19 protein-coding genes and 1 other annotated feature are annotated in these 20,741 nt (G+C 38.7%); of the genes, 1 reads left to right on the top strand and 18 read right to left on the bottom strand.

Features of this window, described 5'->3' with window-relative positions:
* Positions 1-113: 113 nt before the first annotated feature.
* Positions 114-1,295 (top strand): M20 family metallopeptidase, encoded by a 1,182-nt coding sequence (locus tag CD112_RS09380; RefSeq protein ID WP_002481338.1) that lies wholly within the window; start codon positions 114-116, stop codon positions 1,293-1,295.
* 156 nt (positions 1,296-1,451) lie between these two features.
* On the opposite strand, the gene tuf is transcribed toward CD112_RS09380, so the two are convergent.
* The 18 genes from tuf to rlmB form a co-directional block, all read right to left on the bottom strand.
* Positions 1,452-2,639 (bottom strand): elongation factor Tu, encoded by a 1,188-nt coding sequence (tuf, locus tag CD112_RS09375; RefSeq protein ID WP_002481337.1) that lies wholly within the window; start codon positions 2,637-2,639, stop codon positions 1,452-1,454.
* 188 nt (positions 2,640-2,827) lie between these two features.
* Positions 2,828-4,909 carry an elongation factor G gene (fusA, locus tag CD112_RS09370; RefSeq protein ID WP_002481336.1) on the bottom strand — a complete coding sequence of 694 codons (2,082 nt, stop codon included), beginning with the start codon at positions 4,907-4,909 and terminating at the stop codon, positions 2,828-2,830.
* A 112-nt stretch (positions 4,910-5,021) separates the two neighbouring features.
* The gene (rpsG, locus tag CD112_RS09365; protein WP_002481335.1) at positions 5,022-5,492 is read right to left on the bottom strand and encodes a 30S ribosomal protein S7; all 471 of its coding nucleotides are present in this window, start codon (positions 5,490-5,492) and stop codon (positions 5,022-5,024) included.
* Positions 5,493-5,562: 70 nt separating this feature from the next.
* A complete protein-coding gene (gene rpsL / locus CD112_RS09360; protein ID WP_002481334.1) occupies positions 5,563-5,976 on the bottom strand; it encodes a 30S ribosomal protein S12 in 414 nt (137 codons plus the stop codon).
* A 97-nt stretch (positions 5,977-6,073) separates the two neighbouring features.
* Positions 6,074-6,328 (bottom strand): ribosomal L7Ae/L30e/S12e/Gadd45 family protein, encoded by a 255-nt coding sequence (locus tag CD112_RS09355; RefSeq protein ID WP_002481333.1) that lies wholly within the window; start codon positions 6,326-6,328, stop codon positions 6,074-6,076.
* Between the two features lie 228 nt (positions 6,329-6,556).
* Positions 6,557-10,168, bottom strand: a complete 3,612-nt coding sequence (rpoC, locus tag CD112_RS09350; RefSeq protein WP_231911588.1) for a DNA-directed RNA polymerase subunit beta' — start codon at positions 10,166-10,168, stop codon at positions 6,557-6,559.
* 197 nt (positions 10,169-10,365) lie between these two features.
* A complete protein-coding gene (rpoB, locus tag CD112_RS09345; RefSeq protein ID WP_023016305.1) occupies positions 10,366-13,917 on the bottom strand; it encodes a DNA-directed RNA polymerase subunit beta in 3,552 nt (1,183 codons plus the stop codon).
* Between the two features lie 221 nt (positions 13,918-14,138).
* Positions 14,139-14,744 carry a class I SAM-dependent methyltransferase gene (locus CD112_RS09340; protein WP_002481330.1) on the bottom strand — a complete coding sequence of 202 codons (606 nt, stop codon included), beginning with the start codon at positions 14,742-14,744 and terminating at the stop codon, positions 14,139-14,141.
* 281 nt (positions 14,745-15,025) lie between these two features.
* Positions 15,026-15,394, bottom strand: coding sequence for a 50S ribosomal protein L7/L12 (gene rplL, locus CD112_RS09335; protein ID WP_002481329.1), 369 nt, complete (start codon positions 15,392-15,394; stop codon positions 15,026-15,028).
* Positions 15,395-15,438: 44 nt separating this feature from the next.
* Entirely contained in the window at positions 15,439-15,942 is a 504-nt protein-coding gene (gene rplJ, locus CD112_RS09330; protein WP_103364209.1) for a 50S ribosomal protein L10, read from the bottom strand.
* A gap of 44 nt (positions 15,943-15,986) precedes the next feature.
* Positions 15,987-16,132, bottom strand: a sequence feature (ribosomal protein L10 leader region).
* A 140-nt stretch (positions 16,133-16,272) separates the two neighbouring features.
* Positions 16,273-16,968, bottom strand: coding sequence for a 50S ribosomal protein L1 (rplA, locus tag CD112_RS09320; RefSeq protein ID WP_002481327.1), 696 nt, complete (start codon positions 16,966-16,968; stop codon positions 16,273-16,275).
* A gap of 194 nt (positions 16,969-17,162) precedes the next feature.
* Positions 17,163-17,585, bottom strand: a complete 423-nt coding sequence (rplK, locus tag CD112_RS09315) for a 50S ribosomal protein L11 (RefSeq protein WP_002481326.1) — start codon at positions 17,583-17,585, stop codon at positions 17,163-17,165.
* 152 nt (positions 17,586-17,737) lie between these two features.
* Positions 17,738-18,286: a transcription termination/antitermination protein NusG gene (gene nusG, locus CD112_RS09310; RefSeq protein ID WP_002481325.1), complete on the bottom strand. Its 549-nt coding sequence runs from the start codon at positions 18,284-18,286 to the stop codon at positions 17,738-17,740.
* Between the two features lie 14 nt (positions 18,287-18,300).
* Positions 18,301-18,507 (bottom strand): preprotein translocase subunit SecE, encoded by a 207-nt coding sequence (gene secE, locus CD112_RS09305; RefSeq protein WP_023016303.1) that lies wholly within the window; start codon positions 18,505-18,507, stop codon positions 18,301-18,303.
* Between the two features lie 46 nt (positions 18,508-18,553).
* Positions 18,554-18,697 carry a 50S ribosomal protein L33 gene (gene rpmG / locus CD112_RS09300; RefSeq protein ID WP_081600403.1) on the bottom strand — a complete coding sequence of 48 codons (144 nt, stop codon included), beginning with the start codon at positions 18,695-18,697 and terminating at the stop codon, positions 18,554-18,556.
* A gap of 112 nt (positions 18,698-18,809) precedes the next feature.
* Positions 18,810-19,385 (bottom strand): RNA polymerase sigma factor, encoded by a 576-nt coding sequence (locus tag CD112_RS09295; protein WP_002481323.1) that lies wholly within the window; start codon positions 19,383-19,385, stop codon positions 18,810-18,812.
* 76 nt (positions 19,386-19,461) lie between these two features.
* Positions 19,462-19,992 carry an NYN domain-containing protein gene (locus CD112_RS09290; protein ID WP_002481322.1) on the bottom strand — a complete coding sequence of 177 codons (531 nt, stop codon included), beginning with the start codon at positions 19,990-19,992 and terminating at the stop codon, positions 19,462-19,464.
* A gap of 3 nt (positions 19,993-19,995) precedes the next feature.
* Positions 19,996-20,739 (bottom strand): 23S rRNA (guanosine(2251)-2'-O)-methyltransferase RlmB, encoded by a 744-nt coding sequence (gene rlmB / locus CD112_RS09285; RefSeq protein ID WP_002481321.1) that lies wholly within the window; start codon positions 20,737-20,739, stop codon positions 19,996-19,998.
* Positions 20,740-20,741 lie beyond the last annotated feature (2 nt).

Raw genomic sequence — 20,741 nt, 5'->3', positions numbered from 1 at the left:
TATATTAAAAGGTCGAAATGACGCGTTATTTTAACATGAACGTTTTAAGTTTATTCTGTGGAACGCGTGCTATAATAAGGACATCTATATTAATTACAGAAGAGGTGAATACCATGTTGAATTGGTATCAACTTGCGCACGATAAAGAAAAAACTATGATTCAACTCAGAAGACATCTCCATCAATATCCTGAGTTATCATTTGAAGAACATAACACCCACGACTATATCGTTAATCAGCTCGAACAATTAGACTGTACGATTCGTAGACCTGTAGGAAAAAACGGTATTGTCGCAACATTTAAAGGCCAAGGCGAAGGCCCGACAGTCGCCTTACGTGCTGACTTCGATGCCCTTCCGATTACTGAACTGAACGACAAACCTTATCGTTCTAAAAATGAAGGATGTATGCATGCGTGCGGTCACGATGGCCATACTGCGATTCTCTTAGGCGTTGCTCAAATAATTAATGAACATTTAGCACATTTAAAAGGCAACGTTGTATTAATCTTTCAATATGGTGAAGAAATTGTTCCTGGCGGTGCCCAACAAATGATTGATGATGGTGCTTTAGAAGGTGTAGACAGTGTTTACGGCAACCACCTATGGAGTGGTTATCCCACAGGCATCATTTATTCACGTCCAGGCGCCATGATGGCTTCACCTGATGAATTTACCGTTACCATCCAAGGTCAAGGCGGTCACGGTGCTAAACCGCATGAAACGATTGACCCGATTGTGATATTAGCTGAATTTATTCTAAGCGCACAAAAAATCGTTTCACGTACGGTCGATCCGATTAAACAAGCTGTGGTTACTTTCGGAATGATTCAAGCCGGTTCATCAGATAGTGTGATACCCGACTCTGCGATGTGTCGCGGTACAGTGCGCACATTTGATTCTGAGCTCCAAACACATATCATGAATAAACTTGATAAGCTTCTACAAGGGCTTGCGCTTGCGAATGATATTGAATACACAATGGATTATGAACGTGGCTATGTCCCTGTGCATAATAATGAACAAGCTTATGAAACAGTTAAGCAAGCCGCTCATGATATGAATTTACGCTTTACTGAAGCAGATATGATGATGGTAGGCGAAGATTTCTCAGCTTATCAACGTGTGAGACCTGGCGCTTTCTTTCTAACAGGATGTGGTAATGCGCAAAAAGGTACAGACTACCCTCATCATAACCCTTACTTTGATATTGATGAAGCTGCATTGAAATACGCAGCTGCCGAGTTCTTAAAAATATTAGAATTAGAAAATGTTTTATCTTCTGAACGTCTTTAAATCAAAACAAAAATGCGTACACATGTAGAAATGATGTGTACGCATTTTTTATGTTAAACAACACACGACTGAGCGTATCAATAGAAAAATATGTAAAAGAAAGAGCCCCTCAAAAGAGGAGCTCTCTATTAAAAATCAACTTAAGTTAAGTCGAAATTATGCTTGGATTTCAGTAACAACGCCTGATCCTACAGTACGTCCACCTTCACGGATAGAGAAACGAGTACCGTCTTCAATCGCGATTGGAGCGATCAATTCAACAGTCATTTCTACGTTATCGCCAGGCATAACCATTTCAGTACCTTCTGGTAAGTGAACAACGCCAGTTACGTCAGTAGTACGGAAGTAGAATTGTGGGCGGTAGTTAGTGAAGAATGGAGTATGACGTCCACCTTCTTCTTTAGATAAAACGTAAACATCAGCTTTGAATTTTGTGTGTGGAGTAATAGAGCCAGGAGCTGCTAATACTTGTCCACGTTGTACGTCTTCACGTGCAACACCACGTAATAAAGCACCGATGTTGTCACCAGCTTCAGCGTAGTCTAATAATTTACGGAACATTTCTACACCTGTAACTGTTGTTTTCTTGCTTTCTTCAGTGATACCGATGATTTCAACTTCTTCACCGACTTTGATTTGACCACGTTCAACACGGCCTGTTGCTACAGTACCACGACCAGTGATTGAGAATACGTCCTCAACTGGCATCATGAATGGTTTATCAGAGTCACGTTCTGGAGTTGGGATGTAGTCATCTACAGCTTGCATTAAGTCTAAGATTTTTTGTTCGTATTCTGGGTCGCCTTCTAAAGCTTTTAATGCAGAACCAACGATAACTGGTACATCGTCACCAGGGAAGTCGTATTCAGATAATAAGTCACGAACTTCCATTTCAACTAATTCTAATAATTCTTCGTCGTCAACCATGTCAGCTTTGTTTAAGAATACAACTAAAGCTGGTACACCAACGTTACGTGATAATAAGATGTGTTCACGAGTTTGTGGCATTGGACCATCTGCAGCAGATACTACTAAGATACCGCCGTCCATTTGAGCAGCACCAGTGATCATGTTTTTAACATAGTCAGCGTGTCCTGGGCAGTCAACGTGAGCATAGTGACGTTTGTCAGTTTGATACTCGATGTGTGAAGTATTGATTGTAATACCACGTTCTTTTTCTTCTGGAGCGTTGTCAATCATGTCGTATGATTGTGCTACAGTGTCACCATTTTTTGCTAATACAGTTGCGATTGCAGCTGTTAATGTTGTTTTACCATGGTCAACGTGACCGATAGTACCAATATTGGCATGTTCTTTTGAGCGATCGAATTTTTCTTTAGCCATTATGAAATCTCTCCTCTTCTTGTTAAAAAGTTATTTAAATTATCTCTCATGATAGTTTCTCACCATCATGAGAGCTTTATTGTTAAGTTGTATAAAGGACTAATTCCTTTATAAAGCATTTTCCGCAAAAAATCAATTCAGGAGACCTGTCAAGTCAGTTCTTGTGCAAGTTCCTAAAGGGAATTTAATTATTCACCTTTATTTTTCTTGATGATTTCTTCAGAAATTGATTTAGGTACTTCTTCATAGTGATCGAAGTACATAGTGTAAGTACCGCGACCTTGAGTGTTAGAACGTAATGAAGTTGCGTAACCGAACATTTCTGAAAGTGGTACGAATGCACGAACCATTTGAGCGTTACCACGAGGTTCCATACCATCAACACGTCCACGACGAGCTGTTACGTCACCCATGATGTCACCCATGTATTCTTCAGGCATTAAGATTTCAACTTTCATCATTGGTTCTAAGATTACTGGATCTGCAACTTTAGCAGCTTCTTTAAGTGCTAATGAAGCAGCGATTTTGAAGGCCATTTCAGATGAATCGACATCATGGTAAGAACCATCGTAAAGTTTAGCTTTAACGTCGATTAATGGATAACCAGCTAATACACCGTTTTCCATAGCATCTTTAAGACCAGCTTCAACTGATGGAATGTATTCACGTGGAACTACACCACCAACGATAGCGTTTTCGAATTCGAATCCTGCGCCAACTTCGTTTGGTGTGAATTCAATGTGAACATCACCGTATTGACCACGACCACCAGATTGACGAGAGAATTTACCTTGAACTTTAGCTGGTGTTTTGAATGTTTCACGGTATGAAACCATTGGCGCACCAACGTTAGCTTCAACGTTAAATTCTTTTTTCATACGGTCTACAAGAATGTCTAAGTGAAGCTCACCCATACCGCCGATGATAACTTGTCCAGTTTCTTCATCAGTGTGTGCATGGAATGTTGGGTCTTCTTCTTGTAATTTAACTAAAGCTTGAGTCATTTTATCTTGGTCAGCTTTAGATTTTGGTTCTACTGACAAGTGAATAACAGGTTCTGGGAATTCCATTGATTCCAAGATAATGTCATTTTTCTCACCACATAAAGTGTCACCAGTACCAGTTTCTTTAAGACCTACCGCAGCTGCGATATCGCCTGAGTAAACTGTGCTGATTTCTTTACGAGTGTTCGCGTGCATTTGTAGTAAACGACCTACACGTTCACGTTTGTCTTTAGTAGAGTTTTTCACGTATGAACCAGAGTTCATAGTACCTGAGTACACACGGAAGAATGTTAATTTACCAACGTAAGGGTCAGTCATAACTTTGAATGCTAATGCAGCGAATTCTGCATCATCATCTGCTCTAGCAACGATTTCTTCATCAGGATTGCTAGCACGGTGACCAATGATTGGTTTAACATCTAATGGTGATGGTAGGTAGTCAATTACAGCGTCAAGCATTAATTGAACACCTTTGTTTTTGAATGCAGTACCGCAAAGTACTGGGTAGAATTCGATATCTAAAGTAGCTTGACGGATTGCTGCTTTCAATTCGTCAACTGAAATTTCTTCACCTTCAAGATATTTTTCCATTAAGTCTTCGTTAACTTCTGCAACTGATTCGATTAATGTTTCGCGAGCTTCAGCTGCTTTCGCTTTGTAGTCTTCTGGAATTTCGATTTCTACGACTTCTTCACCGAATTCACCATTGTATTGGAAACATTTCATTGTAACTAAGTCAATGATTGCTTCGAATTCGTCTTCAGCACCGATTGGTAATTGAACAGCTTGAGCGTTTGCATCCAAACGATCATGTAAAGTGCTTACTGCGTATTCGAAGTTCGCACCGATTTTGTCCATTTTGTTTACGAATACGATACGAGGAACTCCATAAGTTGTAGCTTGACGCCAAACTGTTTCAGTTTGTGGTTCAACACCTGATTGAGCATCAAGTACTGTAACCGCACCGTCAAGTACACGTAATGAACGTTCAACCTCAACTGTGAAGTCTACGTGTCCTGGTGTATCGATAATGTTGACACGGTAATCATGCCATTGTGCAGTTGTTGCTGCTGATGTGATTGTGATACCACGGTCTTGTTCTTGTTCCATCCAGTCCATTTGTGCCCCACCATCGTGAGTTTCACCAATTTTGTGGATACGACCTGTGTAAAACAAGATACGTTCAGTTGTAGTTGTTTTACCAGCGTCAATGTGGGCCATGATACCAATGTTACGAGTTTTTTCCAAAGAAAAGTCTCTAGCCATTGTATTTTTTCTCCTTCCAGTAATTACTTGAGTAAATACTTTGAATATGGCGATGCCCTAAGCATGCCTTGGAATATACCATTTGAACACGCTCAGGGTTAAACCTTGAATCTTACCAGCGGTAATGAGCGAATGCTTTGTTCGCTTCAGCCATTTTGTGTACATCTTCACGTTTCTTAACTGCGCCACCTGTATTGTTAGCTGCATCTAAGATTTCGTTAGCTAAACGTTCTTCCATAGTTTTTTCACCACGAAGACGTGAATAGTTAACTAACCAACGTAAACCTAAAGTCGTACGACGCTCTGGACGTACTTCTACAGGTACTTGATAGTTAGAGCCACCTACACGGCGTGCTTTAACTTCTAATACTGGCATGATATTATTAATTGCTTCATCGAATACTTCCATTGCATCACGACCACTGCGTTCTTGTACAAGGTCAAATGCTGAATAAAGAATTCTTTGAGCTGTTCCGCGCTTACCATCTAACATGATTTTGTTAATCAATTTAGTCACTAACTTAGAGTTGTGAATTGGATCTGGTAAGACGTCTCTTTTTGGTACTGATCCTTTACGAGGCATAATCAGAGTCCTCCCTTCATATTATAGTATAATCTCAAAATTTATCTCGAAAATTTACGTAATCTTAAACTTATTTTTTAGGACGTTTTGTACCGTATAATGAACGGCTTTGCATACGACCTTCTACACCTGAAGTATCAAGTGCACCACGAACGATATGGTAACGCACACCAGGTAAGTCTTTTACACGACCTCCACGTACAAGTACAACACTGTGTTCTTGTAAGTTATGGCCGATACCAGGGATATATGCGTTTACTTCGATGTTGTTTGATAAACGAACACGAGCATATTTACGTAACGCTGAGTTAGGTTTTTTAGGTGTCATTGTACCAACACGAGTACATACGCCACGTTTTTGTGGTGAGTTCAAGTCAGTAAATTGTTTTCTCATACTGTTAAAACCTTTGTTCAAAGCTGGTGAATCTGATTTCTTAGCTTTGCTTTTTCTTGGTTTACGTACTAATTGGTTAATAGTAGGCATTTAAGATGTCCTCCTCTCCTGTTTTATAATCCCACACATCCAGGTGGTTCATTTTTAGGTTAAATAAAATTTAGTAAGCGCAATTACTTACTAATTCTCATTTCAATAGAGCAACGACTGCTGCATCTACGTTGATACCTGCATATTCTCCTAAAGCTTTTTTACTTTCGAAAAATGAAACAGGAATATCGCTATGATTGATCTTACTTAACACGTCTGACAGCAAATAAACTTCAACGTCTTGAGCAATAATCAATGATGTAACTTGGTTCTTCTTGAGTGCTTTGAGCGTCTCTTTCAAACCAACAACCTTATGGTGTTTGTTTAAGCGTGCAACTTTTTCATTAGACATTGATTATCCTCCAAAGTTCTGCTTGCATCAACCTTTATAATAGTAACACTTTCCATAGGTTGCGTCAACACAATTATTTAATATAATGCTGACTTTTTTAATGATAACAAATTCGGTGAAAATTTCAACAGATATCCTTAATCCTCTCTGTATTTCAAAGAATAGAAAAGCCAATACCGACTTTCTAATTCAGAAAGTGGTATTGGCTGATTTATAATCTAAAGTTTTTTATTGCGGTGTATTTGTATCCGCTGCAAGTTCCTCAACTGCTTCTTTTACTTGAGGGTCGATATGTTTTTCGTATTTAGCTTCGCTATAACGTCTCATACCTGTACCTGCAGGAATCAATTTACCGATAATAACGTTCTCTTTAAGGCCGAGTAAGTCATCGCGTTTACCTTTGATAGCTGCATCTGTAAGGACACGAGTTGTTTCTTGGAATGATGCTGCTGATAAGAAGCTTTCTGTTTCAAGAGACGCTTTCGTAATACCAAGCAATACTGGTTTTGCAGTTGCTGGACGTTTGCGGTCTTTGAATGCTTCTCTGTTTGCATCTGTAAAGTTGTGGATGTCTACTAATGAACCTGGTAATAGTTTTGTATCACCAGCTTCAATGATACGTACTTTACGTAACATTTGACGAACCATAACCTCAACGTGTTTATCGTCGATTTCTACACCTTGCATACGGTAAACTTTTTGAACTTCTTTAAGCAAGTAGCTTTCTGTCGCATTTAAGCCTGCTACTGATAAGTAGTTCTTAGGTTCGATAGAACCTTCAGTTAAGACTTCACCACGTTCAACGTGTTGGCCTTTTTCAACTTTAAGACGTGAAGTACCTGAAGCAAGATAAGATCTTGTTTCGTTAGCACCTTTGATCACGATTTCTTGTTGACGGTCTTTCGCAAGTTTGATGTCTTCGACTGTACCTTCAATGTCAGTAATAACTGCTTGACCTTTAGGGTTACGTGCTTCGAAGATCTCTTGGATACGTGGAAGACCTTGAGTGATATCGCTTCCGGCTACCCCACCTGTATGGAAGGTACGCATTGTAAGCTGTGTACCTGGTTCACCGATAGATTGTGCTGCGATTGTACCAACCGCTTCACCCACTTCAACTTTTTCACCAGTCGCAAGGTTTTTACCGTAACATTTTTCACATACACCATGACATGTATTACATGTAAATGCTGAACGGATGTACATTTGTTCAATGCCTGCATCAGTGATGCGTTTTGCGATTTCTGGTGTAATCAATTGATCTGGTTTCACAAGAACTTCATCAGTTTCTGGATGACGTACCGTTTCTTTAGAGTAACGGCCTTCAATACGTTCGATGAATGGTTCGATCATTTCTGTACCTTCTTTGATGTCAGATACAAGTAGACCACGGTCAGTTCCGCAATCTTCTTCACGAACGATAACATCTTGCGCAACGTCAACAAGACGACGAGTAAGGTAACCTGAATCGGCAGTTTTAAGTGCTGTATCAGCAAGACCTTTACGCGCACCGTGAGTAGAGATGAAGTACTCTAACACTGTTAAACCTTCACGGAATGAAGATGTGATTGGTAACTCGATGATTTTACCAGATGGTGCGGCCATCAGACCACGCATACCAGCTAACTGAGTAAAGTTAGATGCGTTACCACGGGCACCAGAGTCACTCATCATGAAGATTGGGTTCGTTTTTTCTAGGGATTTCATCAATTTACCTTGAATTTCATCCTTAGCATCTGTCCAAATTTCAACGACAGCATTGTAACGTTCTTCTTCAGTGATTAAACCACGGTTATATTGTTTTTGAACACGTTCAACTAATTTTTCGTGTTCATCTAAGATTTCTTGTTTATCAGGTAATACCACGATGTCAGATACACCAACAGTGATACCTGCTTTAGAAGAGTATTTGAAACCTAAGTCTTTCATACGGTCAAGCATCATTGATGTATCAGTAATGCTGAAGCGATTGAACACTTCTGCAATGATATTTCCTAAGAATTTTTTGTTGAATGGTTCAACAAGTTCTTGGTCTTCAAAGTATGCTTTTAAGCCGCCTTCGCCTAATTCGCTTGCGCTGACGAAGTATTTATCAGGTGTTTTATCTTCTAAGTTTGTTTGAGACGGTTCATTAATATAAGCAAATGAATCCGGAATGATTTCGTTAAAGATTACTTTACCGACAGTTGTCGTCAAGATCTTACGATTTTGTTCTTCAGTGAATGTAGGGTTATTGAATGAACCTGCATGTACACCAATACGTGTATGCAAGTGTACATAACCATTTTGGTATGCTTTCAATACTTCATTTGCATCGTTAAAGATTGCACCTGTATTCACTGCATCTTTACGTTCTAAAGTAAGGTAATAGTTACCAAGTACCATATCTTGTGATGGTGTAACAACTGGTTTACCATCTTTAGGGTTCAAGATGTTTTGAGCTGCAAGCATTAACATACGTGCTTCTGCTTGTGCTTCTTTAGATAAAGGTACGTGAACGGCCATTTGGTCACCATCGAAGTCAGCGTTATAAGCTGTTGTTACCAATGGATGTAAACGAATCGCACGGCCTTCAACTAATGTTGGTTCGAACGCTTGGATACCTAGTCTGTGCAATGTTGGAGCACGGTTAAGGAGTACTGGATGTTCTTTGATAACGTCTTCTAAAACATCCCATACTTCATCTTCCATACGTTCAATTTTGCTTTTCGCATTTTTGATGTTTGTCGCAATTTCGCGTTGAACTAATTCTTTCATTACGAAAGGTTTGAATAATTCTAACGCCATTTCTTTAGGTAGACCACATTGATACATTTTAAGTCCTGGACCTACTGCGATAACAGAACGACCAGAGTAGTCAACACGTTTACCTAATAAGTTTTGACGGAAACGACCTTGTTTACCTTTCAACATATGTGAAAGTGATTTTAATGGACGGTTACCTGGACCAGTTACTGGACGGCCACGACGACCATTATCGATTAATGCGTCTACTGCTTCTTGCAACATACGTTTTTCGTTTTGAACGATAATACCAGGCGCACCTAAGTCTAATAAACGTTTCAAACGGTTATTACGGTTGATAACACGACGGTATAAGTCGTTCAAGTCACTTGTCGCAAAACGTCCGCCGTCTAATTGAACCATTGGACGGATTTCTGGTGGGATAATTGGAAGTACATCCAAAATCATCCATGAAGGTTCGTTACCAGAGTTTCTGAATGATTCAACAACTTCTAAACGTTTGATTGCACGAGTCAATCTTTGTCCAGTTGCTGATTCTAATTCAGTACGTAAGTCTTTCAACTCTTCATCTAAGTCAATTTCAGATAATAGGTCTTTAATACCTTCAGCACCCATTTTCGCTACGAATTGACCAGGGAATTTATCATAATAGTCTCTGAATTCTGCTTCAGAAAGTAATGATTTTTTCTCAAGACCTGTTGGGCCTGGATCAACCACAACATATGATGCGAAGTAGATAACTTCTTCAAGTGATCTTGGAGACATATCTAATAGTAGACCCATACGACTTGGGATACCTTTGAAGTACCAAATGTGTGAAACTGGTGCCGCAAGTTCAATGTGGCCCATTCTTTCACGACGTACTTTTGATTTCGTTACTTCAACGCCGCAACGGTCACAAACCATGCCTTTATAACGTACACGTTTGTACTTACCGCAACTACATTCCCAGTCTTTTGTAGGTCCGAAAATTCTTTCACAGAATAAACCATCTTTTTCAGGTTTTAAAGTACGATAGTTGATTGTTTCAGGTTTCTTAACTTCACCGTATGACCATGAACGAATCTTTTCAGGTGAAGCAAGGCCGATTTTCATATAATGGAAATTATTTACATCAATCAAGGAGCCTACCTCCTTCAATTTAGATTAGCTGTGCTATTTGATTGATAAATGATCAATAAATTGAAAAATATTAAAGGTGCATAAAGGCAATGCAGTACATTGCCTAATGCAGCCTTGCAATATTTGAATTTTTAACATTACGCTATTTGCTTATTGAACACCGAAATGAATTAGTCAGTTGTTTCTTTTTGTGATTCAGGAATTGAAGATTGTTGGATGTTTACTTTATGATCGTGCACATCGTCTTCATCCATATCTGACATTTCAATTTCTTTATCATTTTCATCCATGACTTTAACATCAAGACCTAAACTTTGTAATTCTTTCATCAATACGCGGAATGATTCCGGAACACTTGGTCTAGAGATGTTTTCACCTTTAACGATCGCTTCATAAGTTTTTACACGACCTACAGTGTCATCAGATTTATAAGTTAGGATTTCTTGCAATGTGTATGCAGCACCATAAGCTTCAAGTGCCCATACCTCCATCTCACCGAAACGTTGTCCACCGAATTGTGCTTTACCACCAAGTGGTTGTTGTGTAACAAGTGAGTATGGTCCAGTTGAACGCGCATGTAATTTGTCGTCAACCATGTGTGCAAGTTTCAACATGTACATTACACCAACAGAGATACGGTTATCGAATGGTTCACCTGTACGTCCATCATATAATACAGTTTTACCATCTCTTGCCATACCTGCTTCTTCGATTGTAGACCATACATCATCATCGTTGGCACCATCGAATACTGGTGAAGCTACATGGATTCCTAAGTTTTTAGCCGCCATACCTAAGTGTAATTCAAGTACTTGTCCGATGTTCATACGTGATGGTACACCTAGTGGGTTTAACATGATATCGATTGGTGTGCCGTCTGGTAAGTAAGGCATATCTTCTTCAGGAACAATCTTAGAGATAACCCCTTTGTTACCGTGACGACCGCACATTTTATCCCCAACGTGGATTTTACGTTTTTGAACGATGTAAACACGTACTAATTGGTTTACACCTGGAGATAATGAATCATCGCCATCTTCACGATTGAAGACTTTGACATCTAGTACGATACCGCCTGCACCATGTGGTACACGTAATGACGTATCACGAACTTCACGTGCTTTTTCACCGAAGATTGCGTGTAATAAACGTTCCTCAGCAGTTAATTCAGTTACACCTTTAGGTGTTACTTTACCAACTAAGATGTCGCCATCTTTCACTTCTGCACCTACATAAACGATACCGCGTTCATCTAAGTTTTTAAGTGCGCTTTCAGCAACGTTAGGAATGTCACGTGTAATTTCTTCAGGTCCAAGTTTTGTATCACGTGCTTCAGATTCATATTCTTCAATATGAATAGAAGTATAAACGTCATCTTTAACAAGACGTTCACTCATGATAACAGCATCCTCATAGTTATAACCGTCCCAAGTCATGAATCCGACTACTACGTTACGTCCAAGTGCCATCTCACCAAGTTCCATTGAAGGACCATCTGCTAAGATTTCACCTTGAGATACAACGTCGCCGACTTTAACAATTGGGCGTTGGTTGTAACAAGTACCTGAGTTAGAACGTTTGAATTTAGCTAATCTATACGCATCTACTTCGCCTTCGTATTCTTGACCATCTTCTTCAATAATACGACGTACTTTAATTTCATTAGATTCTACATGTTCTACACGACCAAAATGCTTGTTGATTACAGCAGCACCTGAGTCACGTGCAGCCACATGTTCCATACCTGTACCTACGAATGGAGATTCAGGGTTCATCAATGGTACTGCTTGACGTTGCATGTTCGCACCCATTAACGCACGGTTAGAGTCATCGTTTTCTAAGAATGGGATACATGCTGTCGCTGCAGATACAACTTGTTTAGGAGAAACGTCCATATAGTCCATTTTCTCTCTATCCATAGTTGTGTTGTTACCACGGAAACGACAAACGATTTCTTCGTCTAAGAAACGACCTTCGTCATCTAAACGTGAGTTCGCTTGCGCAACAACATAGCTGTCTTCTTCGTCTGCAGTAAGGTAATCGATTTGATCTGTTACCGCATTTTTCTCATGGTCAACTTTACGATATGGTGTTTCAATGAAACCAAATTCATTAACACGCGCATAACTTGATAATGAGTTGATTAAACCGATGTTCGGACCCTCTGGTGTCTCGATTGGACACATACGGCCATAGTGAGAGTAATGCACGTCACGTACTTCCATTTGTGCACGTTCACGTGTTAAACCACCAGGTCCAAGTGCAGATAGACGACGTTTATGTGTCAACTCTGCTAATGGGTTCGCTTGGTCCATGAATTGTGATAATTGAGAGCTACCAAAGAATTCTTTGATAGATGCAATCACTGGACGAATGTTGATAAGTTGTTGTGGTGTAATAGAATCTGTATCTTGAATAGACATTCTTTCACGAACGACACGTTCCATTCTTGATAAACCGATTCTGAATTGGTTTTGAAGTAATTCGCCTACTGAACGTAAACGACGGTTACCTAAGTGGTCAATATCATCTGTTTGACCTACACCATACAATAAGTTGAAGAAGTAAGACATTGACGCAACAATGTCAGCTGGTGTAATACATTTCACTTCTGAATCAGGGAATGCATTACCGATAACTGTTGTTGTACGGCCTTCTTCATCATTTGGTACATAAATTTTAATTGATTGTGTTTCAACAGGTTCGTTTACGATGCTGTCATCTAACTCATCCACTTCGATGTTTGCGTTAGATTCTAAAACATCCATAATTTCGTCTAGTTTACGACGGTCTAAAACTGTGCCTTCTTCAGCAACAATTTCACCTGTTTCAGTATTAACAATCGGTTCAGCCAATTTTTGGTTGAATAAACGATGTTTCAAATGAAGTTTTTTGTTCATTTTATAGCGACCAACACTTGCTAAGTCATAACGTTTCGGATCGAAGAAACGAGAGTAAAGCAAGCTTTTCGCGTTTTCTACTGTAGGTGGTTCGCCAGGGCGTAAACGTTCATAAATTTCTAATAGTGCTTGATCTGTATTTTCAGTACCATCTTTTTCTAAAGTGTTACGTAGGTATTCGTTGTCACCTAATAAATCAATAATTGATTGATCAGTTGAATAACCTAAAGCACGTAATAATACAGTTAATGGTAATTTTCTTGTTCTATCGATACGAACATAAACGATGTCTTTCGCATCAGTTTCGAATTCTAACCAAGCACCACGGTTAGGAATTACTGTCGCATCATAGTTTTCACGACCATTTTTATCGATTTTTTCATTGAAGTATACGGATGGAGAACGAACTAATTGTGATACAATAACACGCTCAGCACCATTGATCACGAAAGTACCTGTATCAGTCATTAATGGGAAATCACCCATGAAGACTTCTTGGTCTTTCACTTCTCCTGTTTCTTTGTTAATAAGACGCACTTTGACACGAAGAGGTGCAGCATAAGTTGCGTCGCGGTTCTTAGATTCCTCTAAATCGTATTTCGGTTCACCCAATCTATAATCTACAAATTCTAAAGAAAGGTTGCCTGTGAAGTCTTCGATTGGAGAAATGTCACGGAACATTTCTAATAAGCCTTCTTTTAAGAACCATTCATAAGATTTAGTTTGAATTTCAATAAGGTTTGGTAATTCTAAAACCTCAGAAATTCTCGCGTAATTTCTACGTTTACGATGTCTTCCATATTGGACAAATTTACCTGCCAAACAGATTCACCCCTCAAAAATTGTTCGAATGTCTCTTACATATTAAAATAAACAAAACGGTAACAAGACAAAAAGAAAACGGCAGCACACCCGATGATACCATTTTCTATTCTGCGTTATTAAAGATTTACTTTGTTATTTTATACGTAAAAGTACACACTTCTTGAACATAAATTTTTACATTCTATAACTATATCAGAAATTAATATGGTTGTCAATGGTTAACGCTTGCTTTTCAAAATGTAATACCCTTTCTCTTTGGTTAAGGTTTCTACATTACCAAAAACAGCTTCCATCTTCTTTTTCGCCGAAGGCATACCTTGCTTTTTCTGAATTACAACGTATAATTCACCTTCAGCTCTCAACTTCTCATGTGCGTCTTCTAAAATGCCATGAACCACTGACTTCCCTGCCCTGATTGGCGGGTTCGTCACGATCATGTCACAAGAATTATCCGGAACTTCAGCTAAACCATCACTCTCTTTTACAGTGACATTTTCAATATGGTTTTTCTCACTATTTTCTTTTGCTAAATCTAGTGCTCGGTGGTTCACATCCAACATAATAACATGGTGATGCGGAGATACTTTCGCAATCATCAAACCAATCGGTCCATAACCGCAACCCACATCAACAATCGTCTTCTTAGGTCCTGGTGGATGTTCTTTTAAAAATGTACGAACTAATAAATCTGAGCCAAAGTCTATTTTCCCTTTAGAAAATACACCTGCATCAGTCACTAGATTCAATTCATTTTGATGATAATGGTATTTAAATGTCTCTTTATGACTTTCAACTTTAGGATCTTTGTCATAATAATGACTCATGCTTACACCTCATTACTTTACATTAGAAGCTGTTCGAGTATACTCTTCCATTTCAACAAAGACAAGTCTACCCTTTACTTTAAGGATACACATTTCATCAGTCATTTGCTATAAATACCTTTCGTTCTAAAATGAGTTGTACTCATTAGAAAAACCCCGTTAACTCAATAACGGGGTTTTCATTTCTCAAAGAATTCAGGCTGTGAAACTAAGTTTCACACATTAACAATGGTTATTAGCCTCGTTCTCTTTTCATTTAGTTATTGGCTGTGGCAATAGAATTATTTTAATTCTACAGTTGCGCCAACTTCTTCTAATGTTTCTTTAAGTTTTTCAGCTTCTTCTTTAGGTAAAGCTTCTTTGATTACTTTAGGAGCGTTGTCTACTAATTCTTTAGCGTCTTTCAATCCTAAACCAGTTGCGTCTTTAACAGCTTTAACAACTTTGATTTTAGATGAACCAGCTGAAGTTAACTCAACGTCAAATTCAGTTTTTTCTGCTGCTGCGTCTCCGCCGCCTGCTGCACCTGCTGCTGCTACTGGAGCTGCTGCAGTTACACCAAATTCTTCTTCGATTGCTTTTACTAAGTCATTTAATTCTAATACTGACATTTCTTTAATTGCTTCAATGATTTGTTCTTGATTAGCCATTATATATTTCCTCCATTTTTTAAATAATTAATTGTGTGTACTGATTATTCAGCACTTTCTTCTTCTTTAGATTCTCCAACTGCTTTAACCGCATAAGCGAAGTTGCGTACAGGAGCTTGTAATACAGAAAGTAACATAGAAACAAGACCGTCGTGTGATGGTAATGAACCAACAGTTTTAACTTCTTCTGCTGAGATAACGCTACCTTCCATTACGCCTGTTTTAACTTCTAAAGCTTCGTGATCTTTAGCAAATCCAGCGATAACTTTTGCAGGAGCAACTACATCATCAGTAGTTGTTGCAACAGCTGTTGGACCTGTTAAGAATTCGTCAAGACCTTCGATTCCCGCTTGTTCAGCAGCACGACGTAACATAGTGTTTTTGTAAACTTTGTACTCAACACCAGCTTCACGTAATTGTTTACGTAATTCTGTTACTTCTTCTACTGTTAAACCACGGTAATCTACGATTACTGTTGAAACAGAATTTTTAAGTTGATCAGCGATTTGTTCAACTAATTGTTTTTTCGCTTCAATAATTCCAGACATTTAGACACCTCCATACATATTTTGTTCGGTGCTTTTTTTGAGCTTTACCCAATAAAAAAGCACTTTCACCCTACGGCAAAAAGTGCTTGAAAGTTTCATAGTTCACGTTCAAGTCAATTTTAGCCTCGGTAGGATCAAGTTTTAAGTTATCTCTAACTCCTACTGTCTTAGGTAAAATAATCACATTTATCAATATAACTGTTTCAATGTGATATGTCAATAAGTAATTAAAAAACTAGAGAAAATATTTTCAGCTGTCTCAGATATGAATCGATACGATTGGCACTTTGCAACTTTTACATTTTCTCTAGTTCTTAAATTTCATTTATATTATAGTTTGAAGTTTGAAGTATCTACTTTAACACCAGGACCCATTGTAGTTGAAACTGCAACAGACTTGAAGTAAGTACCTTTAGCTGAAGCTGGTTTAGCTTTTGCTAATACATCTTGGATAGTGTTGAAGTTATCAACTAAATCCTCAGTACTGAATGATACTTTACCGATTGAAGCGTGGACGATACCAGCTTTCTCAGCACGGTATTCTACTTTACCTGCTTTGATTTCTTCAACCGCTTTTTTAACATCCATAGTTACTGTGCCAGTTTTAGGGTTAGGCATTAAACCTTTAGGTCCTAATACACGACCTAATTTACCAACTTCGCCCATCATGTCCGGTGTAGCTACAACTACATCGAAGTCGAACCAGCCTTGTTGGATTTTGTTAGCGTATTCTGATTCGCCTACGTAATCAGCGCCAGCTGCTTCTGCTTCAGCAGCTTTGTCACCTTTCGCGAATACTAATACACGTTGTGTTTTACCAGTACCGTGTGGTAATACTACTGCACCACGGATTTGCTGGTCATTTTTACGAGTATCGATACCTAAACGGAATGCTACTTCTACAGAAGCGTCGAAGTTTGCAACGCTAGTTTCTTTAGCTAAGCTGATTGCTTCTTCAACAGCGTAATAAGTATTACGGTCAACTTTTTTAGCAGCATCTAGATACTTTTTACCTTTTTTAGCCATTTATATTTCCTCCTTTAGTGGTTTTAGCGGAATGTCCTCCCACATTACTTGCTTATGCAAGTTAAGAGCAGATGACCTTGTGAGCTGTTCGCAATTTTTATTCATTGGATTAACTTTACTGTCATCTGCCATGTTTGTTTCACGTTTCTGATTGTTATTCGTTTCGTTAGATGAGCAAACTCATCTTTACGCTATTATTCTACAGTGATACCCATACTACGAGCAGTACCTTCAACAATACGCATTGCTGCTTCGATGTCTGCTGCGTTTAAATCAGGCATTTTAGTTTCAGCGATTTCACGTACTTGATCTTTAGTTACTGTAGCAACTTTGTTTTTGTTAGGTTCACCAGAACCTTTGTCAACGCCAGCTGCTTTTTTAAGTAGTACTGGAGCCGGTGGAGTTTTAGTGATGAATGTAAATGAGCGATCCTCATACACACTGATTTCTACCGGAATGATTAAACCTGCTTGTTCTTGTGTTCTCGCGTTGAATTCTTTACAGAATCCCATAATGTTCACACCTGCTTGACCTAATGCTGGACCAACTGGTGGTGCTGGGTTCGCTTTACCTGCAGGAATTTGCAATTTAACTACTTTTTCTACTTTTTTAGCCACGATGTGCACCTCCTTGATATCGTGATGTGGTCACAGGGCTCAATTTTGCCCTCCCACTCTTAAAACATTTCGTGACGAAATGGCCTCCTTCTTCCAAAGGACGACCATAGTATTATATCATTGAAAAATTGTAAAATCAACACCTATTCGAATTACAATTTTTCGATTTGATCAAACTCAACTTCAACCGGAGTTTCTCTGCCAAACATATCTACTAATACTGTAAGCTTGAATTTATCTGCTTCGATTTCTTGTACTTCACCGACTTGGTTGGCAAATGGGCCAGACTTGATACGAACTTGTTCTCCAACTTCGACTTCAACATCAATTGTTTTTTCTTTCATTCCCATTTGTTTTAAAATAAAGCGGACTTCATCCGGCAACAGCGGGTTAGGTTTTGATCCAGCACCTGCTGAACCAACAAATCCTGTTACACCTGGTGTATTACGTACTACATACCATGACTCATCTGTCATGACTAACTCTACCAAGACATAGCCAGGGAAAGTTTTTTTCGTGATTTTCTTCGCTTTACCGTCTTTAACTTGTGTTTCCTCTTCTTCAGGTATGACAACTCTGAAAATCTGTTCTGTCATATTCATTGATTCAACACGTTTTTCTAAATTTTTCTTAACTTTATTTTCATAGCCAGAGTAAGTATGCACGGCATACCAACGCTTTGCTCCAACTTCTTCAGACATGCTGTCACTCCTCATTAACTAATTAATTCTATTAATCTACCGATTCCCAAATCTAAGGCATAGAAGAAGATTAAGAAAAATAACACTGTAACAATTACAATTGTTGTGTATTTCACGAGTTCTTGACCAGTCGGCCAGCTCGTTTTCTCCATCTCAGATATAACGCCTTTGAAGAAACTCTCTTTTGGTGCTTTTGATTTTTTGTTTTTATCTTCAGCCATTGTCGTACCTCCAATTAATCAATAATTTCATCTTGGCCTTTAGCAATTACTTCGATTCCTTGTGTACTGTATGCGCATTGCACTTTTTGCAATACTTCTTCAACACGAGTCTTTCTGCAAGGTTGCTGTTCTTTGGTACGGTATAGTTTCTATTGCCGCAAATTTCACAGTTAAGCGGGACTTTCTTCATAATACCTTCACCTTACCTATATTAAATACTCACTAACTATACATAAGAAACCCTCAAATTGTCAAACGTCTAGTGAATTGTAAGTTGTATCTATAAGTGTAACGAAACGCAATTATGCATCCAATAATTCCTGCATTTTACGTAACTTCACTTTACTACGATGAAGGGCATTATAAACCGCCTTTTCACTTAAATCCATCGCTTGTGCTGTTTCACTTGGGGAATAATCATCCAATATATATTGTACTACTTCTCGCTCTAATTTGCTTAATTTCTTACAACAATTAAGCAGAATTTCCGAACGTTCTTTTAAAATGAGTTGTGCTTCGACAGATGGCAATTGCGTACGATAACTACACTCCGCTTCTTGAACAAGACAATCTTGTTGTAATCTCAGCCGCTTCTGTCTTCTGTAATAATCGTATTTAGAAGTGCTGACTAAGCGATTGAAATAATGTTCAAACGGAATCGTTTCTATCGTTTTAAAATGATAAATATTTCTGCTGATTCTTAAGGAGATGTCTTGTATCAAGTCATCACAATCATGCGGTGCAATCGAAGGATGAATCAGCCGACTGCGTATAAACGGCTGCAACACTTCTAGTAATTGATGCATCGCGTGATCGTCATGCATTTGTGCAAGATGTATAAGAGAGACAATATCTTGAGGTATGGAAGTTTTCTGCATTACGTAAGTTCGATCCTTTCATAAAAGTGAACTTATCATAGCGGAATGCTGATGAAATAAGCAATGTACAGAAATCTTATTTTTCTTGGTCGCCTCTTCTAATTTTTTCAAATTCTGATAATACTTCATCTGTGAGTTGGATACGTGTTCGAGGTTTATTATTATTGAACGTTTTCATTGATGACTCAACACTCGCTTCATTCAACTTAATGTTCTGCCACATTTCTCGAGACGAAATACGATAAGCACCCGTACCGAAGATAGCGTGCTGTTCACTCATATCACTCGTAACAACAGCAATATGGGTTGTATGTTTGTCATATAACCCATATACAAATCGTTCTATAAAGCTGTCAGCTGTTTCATGTTCTTTTGTGAAAATCGTTCGTACCCCGTGGTAATAAAATTCACTTTCATTACCTTCTTGTTCATAAGCGTCAAACACACATATCACATCGTCTGCCACAGTTGCTTTATAGTTGCCGATAGCCAGCAACAACTTTTCTCTGGCTTCTTCTAAATTCTCTTTAGCCAATTCTGATAAAGCACGACTATGACCAATCATATTGTAACCGTCGATGATTAAATACCGATCCTTGTGCTTCATAGCTTATTCTCCAACCGGGTGACGTTTTCGATAAATTTCATACATCATTAAGCTTGCGGCAACAGATGCATTCAAACTGTTAATATGACCGACCATAGGGATTTTTATATAAAAATCACACTTCTCTTTAACAAGTCGGCTCATACCATGTCCTTCGTTACCGATAACAATGGCAAGTGGCATATCTGCACTCATTTGACGGTAATCTGTTGCGTTATCAGCTGCAGTCCCTGCAATCCAATAACCTTCTTCTTTTAACTTATCCATCGTTTGAGATAAGTTTGTTACACGTGTTACCGGAATGTGTTGAATCGCACCTGCAGACGCTTTAGCAACTGTTTGTGTTAAAGCAACAGAACGACGTTTCGGTATAATGACACCATCTACACCTGCTGCATCCGCAGTTCTCAAAATGGAACCTAGGTTGTGCGGGTCTTCTAGACCATCCAGTAACATTAATGTTGGTAAATGATCTTGTGCTTTAAGTTTCGCAAGCAAATCATCTAGCTCTACATATTCATATGGCGCAACCAACGCTGCGACACCTTGGTGCGGTGCTTCAGCTAATCCGTCTAATTTCGTTTTTGGGACGGTCTGCACAATCAATTTTTGCTTTTTTGCATTTTTTAAGATTTCATCAAGTTGTTGCTTTTTCACGCCATCTTGAATCAGAATCTTGTTGATGGGATGCCCAGAAGTAATTGCTTCTTTCACGGCATGTCTCCCTACAATTACTGAATCTTCCACAT

The organism is Staphylococcus simulans (assembly GCF_002902285.1).
GTDB classification, from domain to species: Bacteria; Bacillota; Bacilli; order Staphylococcales; family Staphylococcaceae; genus Staphylococcus; species Staphylococcus simulans.
This window is presented reverse-complemented; position numbering and strand designations above follow the sequence as displayed.

Bases quoted from the DNA above. Each gene is read 5' to 3' on its own strand.
- tuf (WP_002481337.1), bottom strand. From the start codon at position 2,639: ATGGCTAAAGAAAAATTCGATCGCTCAAAAGAACATGCCAATATTGGT.
- rpoC (WP_231911588.1), bottom strand. From the start codon at position 10,168: ATGAAAATCGGCCTTGCTTCACCTGAAAAGATTCGTTCATGGTCATAC.
- CD112_RS09340 (WP_002481330.1), bottom strand. From the start codon at position 14,744: ATGAGTCATTATTATGACAAAGATCCTAAAGTTGAAAGTCATAAAGAG.
- rpsL (WP_002481334.1), bottom strand. From the start codon at position 5,976: ATGCCTACTATTAACCAATTAGTACGTAAACCAAGAAAAAGCAAAGCT.
- rpsG (WP_002481335.1), bottom strand. From the start codon at position 5,492: ATGCCTCGTAAAGGATCAGTACCAAAAAGAGACGTCTTACCAGATCCA.
- CD112_RS09380 (WP_002481338.1), top strand. From the start codon at position 114: ATGTTGAATTGGTATCAACTTGCGCACGATAAAGAAAAAACTATGATT.
- CD112_RS09295 (WP_002481323.1), bottom strand. From the start codon at position 19,385: ATGCAGAAAACTTCCATACCTCAAGATATTGTCTCTCTTATACATCTT.
- CD112_RS09355 (WP_002481333.1), bottom strand. From the start codon at position 6,328: ATGTCTAATGAAAAAGTTGCACGCTTAAACAAACACCATAAGGTTGTT.
- rpmG (WP_081600403.1), bottom strand. From the start codon at position 18,697: ATGAAGAAAGTCCCGCTTAACTGTGAAATTTGCGGCAATAGAAACTAT.
- rplL (WP_002481329.1), bottom strand. From the start codon at position 15,394: ATGGCTAATCAAGAACAAATCATTGAAGCAATTAAAGAAATGTCAGTA.
- rplJ (WP_103364209.1), bottom strand. From the start codon at position 15,942: ATGTCTGGAATTATTGAAGCGAAAAAACAATTAGTTGAACAAATCGCT.
- rplA (WP_002481327.1), bottom strand. From the start codon at position 16,968: ATGGCTAAAAAAGGTAAAAAGTATCTAGATGCTGCTAAAAAAGTTGAC.
- CD112_RS09290 (WP_002481322.1), bottom strand. From the start codon at position 19,992: ATGAAGCACAAGGATCGGTATTTAATCATCGACGGTTACAATATGATT.
- fusA (WP_002481336.1), bottom strand. From the start codon at position 4,909: ATGGCTAGAGACTTTTCTTTGGAAAAAACTCGTAACATTGGTATCATG.
- secE (WP_023016303.1), bottom strand. From the start codon at position 18,507: ATGGCTGAAGATAAAAACAAAAAATCAAAAGCACCAAAAGAGAGTTTC.
- nusG (WP_002481325.1), bottom strand. From the start codon at position 18,286: ATGTCTGAAGAAGTTGGAGCAAAGCGTTGGTATGCCGTGCATACTTAC.